Source organism: Halorhodospira neutriphila (genome assembly GCF_016584055.1).
In the GTDB taxonomy this organism is placed as follows: Bacteria; Pseudomonadota; Gammaproteobacteria; order Nitrococcales; family Halorhodospiraceae; genus Halorhodospira; species Halorhodospira neutriphila.
The window spans coordinates 1-4,643 of sequence record NZ_NRSH01000152.1 but is presented as its reverse complement, the minus strand read 5'-3'; the positions used below and the strand labels follow the sequence as shown (position 1 = coordinate 4,643).

Sequence of the window (4,643 nt, the reverse complement as noted above, 5' to 3'; positions counted from 1 at the left end):
GCTCAGATGGCCTCGTCGCCCTCCTCGCCGGTACGGATGCGGATCACGCGCTCGACCTCGCTGACGAAGATCTTGCCGTCGCCGATCTTGCCCGTCTGCGCCGCCTGGGTGATCGCCTCGACGCAGCGGTCGACCTCGCCGTCGGAGACGACGACCTCGAGGCGCATCTTGGGCAGGAAGTCGACGACGTACTCGGCGCCGCGGTAGAGCTCGGTGTGCCCCTTCTGGCGGCCGAAGCCCTTGACCTCGGTGACCGTCATGCCGGTGATGCCGATATCCGACAGCGCCTCGCGGACGTCGTCGAGCTTGAACGGCTTGATGATGGCCTCGACTTTCTTCATGGGTCGGCTCCTGAGTGAATCTGGGGAGGTTACGCGGTTTCCCGTCGGCTCAATTCTCGCCCCTCGACGGCCCCGCCGCCAGGGCCTCCGGCTGCTGGCGCCAGCCGGAGGTGATGGGGTAGCGCCGGTCGCGGCCGAAGGCGCGCCGGGTCACCTTCACCCCCGGCGCCGCCTGCCGGCGCTTGTACTCGCTGACGTAGAGCATGCGCACGACCTGGCGGACCTGCTCGGCCCCGGCGCCGGGGACGTCGAGCTCGCCGGGCGCCGCCTCGTCCTCCATGTAGCGACGCAGCACGGCGTCGAGCACCGGGTACGGCGGCAGGCTGTCCTGGTCGCGCTGGCCCGGGCGCAGCTCGGCGGTGGGCTCGCGCTCGACCACCGGCTGCGGCACCGCCGCGCCGAGGCCGTTGCGGTAGTCGACGAGCCGGTAGACCTCGGTCTTGTAGACGTCCTTGAGCGGGGCGAAGCCGCCGCACATATCGCCGTAGAGCGTGGCGTAGCCGACGGCCAGCTCGCTCTTGTTGCCGGGGGCGAGGAGCAGGCGGCCGAGCTTGTTGGACAGCGCCATCAGGAGGTTGCCGCGGATGCGGGCCTGGATATTCTCCTCGGCGGCGTCCGGCGGGCGGTCGCCGAAGGCCGGCGCCAGGGCCTGCTCGTAGCCGCTGAACAGCTCGTCGATAGGGACGACGCGGTAGTCGACGCCCAGCCCCTCGGCGACGGCGCGGGCGTCGGCGAGGCTGCGCTCGGCGGTGTAGCGCGAGGGCATCATCACCGCCAGGACCTGCTCGGGGCCGAGGGCGTCGGCGGCGAGGGTGGCGGTCAGCGCCGAGTCGATCCCCCCGGAGAGGCCGAGGACGACGCGCTCGAAGCCGTTGCCCCGGACGTAGTCGGCGGTGCTGCGCACGATCGCCGGGTAGACCGCCTCGGGCCCCGCCAGGCGCGGCGCCTGCGGCCCGTCCACCGCGCCGTCGGCGGCGACGGTGAGGGGGTAGAGGCCGTCGGCGAGCAGCGGCGCCCGGGCACCGACCCGGCCCCGGCCGTCCACGGCGAAGGAGGCGCCGTCGTAGACCACCTCGTCGTGGCCGCCGACGAGGTTGGCGTAGCAGACCGCCCGCCCGGTCTCGGCGGCGCGCTGCGCCGCCGCGGCCTCGCGCTCGGCCTGCTTGCCGTCGTGGAAGGGCGAGGCGTTGAGGCTGACCAGCAGCTCGGCGCCGGCGGCCGCGGCGTCGGCGGCCGGCGCCGGGGCCCAGAGGTCCTCGCAGACGAGGACCCCGACCTGCCGGCCGGCGACGGGGACGACGCACGGCGCCTCACCCGGGGTGAAGTGGCGGTTGTCGTCGAAGACGCTGTAGCTCGGCAGCCGGCGCTTGTAGGCGACGGCCGCCTCGCGCCCCTCGGCGAGGACGACGGCGGCGTTGCGCACCCCGCCGTCGCGGCGCAGCGGCGCCCCGACCACCGCCGTGATCCCGGTGCAGGCCGCGGCGATCTCGGCGACGGCGGCCTCGGCGGCGGCGAGGAAGTCGCCGCGCAGCAGCAGGTCGTCGGGCGGGTAGCCGGTGACCGCCAGCTCCGGGAAGAGCACCAGGTCGGCGCCGTGCTCGTCGCGGGCGGCGCGCACGGCCTCGAGGATGCGCCGCGTGTTCTCCCGCAGGGCGCCCACCGGGAAGGGGAGCTGGGCGACGGCGATGCGCAGGGGGGCTTCAGGCATAGCCCGATGAGTCTAACAGAGATCGACGAGCGCCTTGATCCGCTCGCCGATCTGCGTCGGCGAGCGGACGGTGGCCACGCCCGCGGCCTCGAGGGCCGCGTACTTCTCCTCGGCGCTGCCCCGGCCGCCGGCGATGATCGCCCCGGCGTGGCCCATCCGCTTGCCCGGCGGCGCCGTGACGCCGGCGATGTAGGCGACCACCGGCTTGCTCATGTGCGCGCGGATGTAGTCGGCCGCCGCCTCCTCGGCGCTGCCGCCGATCTCGCCGACCATGACGACCCCCTCGGTCTGCGGGTCGGCCTCGAAGCGCTCGAGGCACTCGACGAAGGAGAGGCCGTGGATCGGGTCACCGCCGATGCCGACGCAGGTGGACTGGCCGAGCCCGGCGTCGGTGGTCTGCTTGACCGCCTCGTAGGTCAGCGTCCCCGAGCGCGAGACGATGCCGATGCGCCCGGCGCGGTGGATGTGGCCGGGCATGATGCCGATCTTGCACCGGTCCGGGGTGATGACGCCGGGGCAGTTGGGGCCGATCAGCTGCGCCGGGGTGCCGCGCAGGGCCTCCTTGACGGCGAGCATGTCGAGGGTGGGGATGCCCTCGGTGATGCAGGCGATCACCCCGATGCCGGCGTCGGCGGCCTCGAGGATGGCGTCGGCGGCGAAGGCCGCCGGGACGTAGATCACCGACGCCTCGGCCCCGGTGGCGGCCACCGCCTCGTGGACGGTGTCGAACACCGGCCGCTCGAGGTGGTGCTCGCCGCCGCGGCCCGGGGTGACGCCGCCGACGACGCGGGTGCCGTAGGCGATGGCCTGCTCGGCGTGGAAGCTCCCCTGCCGGCCGGTGAAGCCCTGGACGAGCACCGGGGTATCCTGGTCGACGAGAATGCTCATGGCACGCTGCTCCTGCGCTGGCTCGGTCTCAGGCGTCCCGGCGGACGGCGGCGACGACGGCGTCGGCGGCGCTCGCCAGGTCGTCGGCGGCGATCAGGTCGAGGCCGCTGTCGGCGAGCAGCCGCTTGCCCTGCTCGACGTTCGTCCCCTCGAGGCGGACCACCACCGGCACCTCGACGCCGACCTCGCGGACGGCGGCGACGATCCCCTCGGCGATCAGGTCGCAGCGCACGATCCCGCCGAAGATGTTGACCAGGATCCCCTCGACCCGGGGGCTGGAGAGGATGATCTTGAACGCCTCGGCGACCCGCTCGGCGTTGGTCCCGCCGCCGACGTCGAGGAAGTTCGCCGGCGCCGCGCCGTGGCGCTTGATCACGTCCATGGTGGCCATGGCCAGCCCGGCGCCGTTGACCATGCAGCCGATGTTGCCGTCGAGGGTGATGTAGTTGAGCTGGTGCTGCGCGGCGCGGACCTCGGTCTCGTCCTCCTGGCTGAGATCGCGCATGTCCGCGACCTGCGCCTGGCGGCCGACGGCCACGGCGTTGTCGTCGACGGTGACCTTGGCGTCGAGGGCGAGCAGGCCGCCGTCGCCGGTGACGATCAGCGGGTTGACCTCGACGAGGGCGAGGTCGCGCTCGGTGAAGAGCCGGTAGAGCCCGCGCATCAGCCGCGTCAGCTCGTCGACCTGCGCCTTGCCGAGGCCGAGGGCGAAGCCGAGGCGCCGGCACTGGTACGGCTGCAGGCCCGCCGCCGGGTGGACCGCCGCGGTGACGATCGCCGCCGGGTCGCGGGCGGCCACCTCCTCGATCTCCACGCCGCCGGCCGCCGAGGCCATGAAGACCACCCGCTGCCGGGCGCGGTCGACCAGGGCGCCGAGGTAGAGCTCGCGCTCGATCGCCACGCCCTCCTCGACGAGCAGCGCCTGCACCGGCTGGCCGCGCTCGTCGGTCTGCGCCGTGACCAGCCGCTCGCCGAGGAGCCCGTCGGCGAAGCGCTGCAGCGCCGCCGGGTCGTCGAGGACCTGCACGCCCCCGGCCTTGCCCCGCCCCCCGGCGTGGACCTGCGCCTTGGCCACCCAGCGCTCGCCGCCGAGCCGGCCGGCCGCCTCCCGCGCCTCGGCCCCGGAGCGGGTGACGAACCCGCGGGGGATGGGGATGCCGTAGTCGGCGAAGAGGTGCTTCGCCTGGAACTCGTGGAGATTCATGCCCGCCGCTCTCCTGTGGCTCCTGCCTCGCCAGCCTCTGGCTTGGTATCGTGGTAGGTTATGCGGTGTATTCTCGCAAGCCTACCGCGCCCGGGCCGATAGCGTGCAACCTAGCAGGCCTCGATCCAAGGGAAGCACGGAAGAGAACGCTTATGGTAAGCCAAATCCTGCTTGTGATCCTGCTCGTCCTCGCCTGGATCGGGGCCCGCTCGCTGTGGCAGCGCCGGGAGCGGCTGCTCGCCTGGTACGCGCAGCAGCAGGCGGCCCCGGACCGGCGGGAGGGGCCGCGCGAGCAGCCCGACGCGCAGGAGCGAGCGCCGCGGCGCCGGGGCGAGGACGCGGCCCCGGAGGAGATGGTCGAGTGCGCCCACTGCGGCGTCTTCCTCGCCCGGCGCGAGGCGCTGCGCGGGCGCGGCGGGCGCCTCTACTGCTCGGACGAGCACCGGCGGCAGGGGCCGCGGGCGTAGCCGGGGCGGCTCCACCTGCGCCGCCCCGGCTACGC

At 74.0% G+C, this 4,643-nt stretch carries 5 protein-coding genes; 1 reads left to right on the top strand and 4 read right to left on the bottom strand.

The features are described from left to right. Positions 1-2: 2 nt before the first annotated feature. The 4 genes from CKO13_RS10715 to sucC are packed head-to-tail and all read right to left on the bottom strand — an operon-like array spanning position 3 to position 4,141. The gene (locus tag CKO13_RS10715; RefSeq protein ID WP_200260748.1) at positions 3-341 is read right to left on the bottom strand and encodes a P-II family nitrogen regulator; all 339 of its coding nucleotides are present in this window, start codon (positions 339-341) and stop codon (positions 3-5) included. A 49-nt stretch (positions 342-390) separates the two neighbouring features. Next, complete coding sequence (locus CKO13_RS10710) at positions 391-2,049, bottom strand: NAD+ synthase (RefSeq protein ID WP_200260745.1); 1,659 nt, start codon at positions 2,047-2,049, stop codon at positions 391-393. Positions 2,050-2,061: 12 nt separating this feature from the next. Next, entirely contained in the window at positions 2,062-2,937 is an 876-nt protein-coding gene (gene sucD / locus CKO13_RS10705; protein ID WP_200260743.1) for a succinate--CoA ligase subunit alpha, read from the bottom strand. A gap of 28 nt (positions 2,938-2,965) precedes the next feature. Continuing rightward, positions 2,966-4,141 (bottom strand): ADP-forming succinate--CoA ligase subunit beta, encoded by a 1,176-nt coding sequence (gene sucC / locus CKO13_RS10700; protein ID WP_200260741.1) that lies wholly within the window; start codon positions 4,139-4,141, stop codon positions 2,966-2,968. Between the two features lie 152 nt (positions 4,142-4,293). Between sucC and CKO13_RS10695 the strand changes: the two genes are divergently transcribed. After that, positions 4,294-4,608: a PP0621 family protein gene (locus CKO13_RS10695; protein ID WP_200260736.1), complete on the top strand. Its 315-nt coding sequence runs from the start codon at positions 4,294-4,296 to the stop codon at positions 4,606-4,608. Positions 4,609-4,643 lie beyond the last annotated feature (35 nt).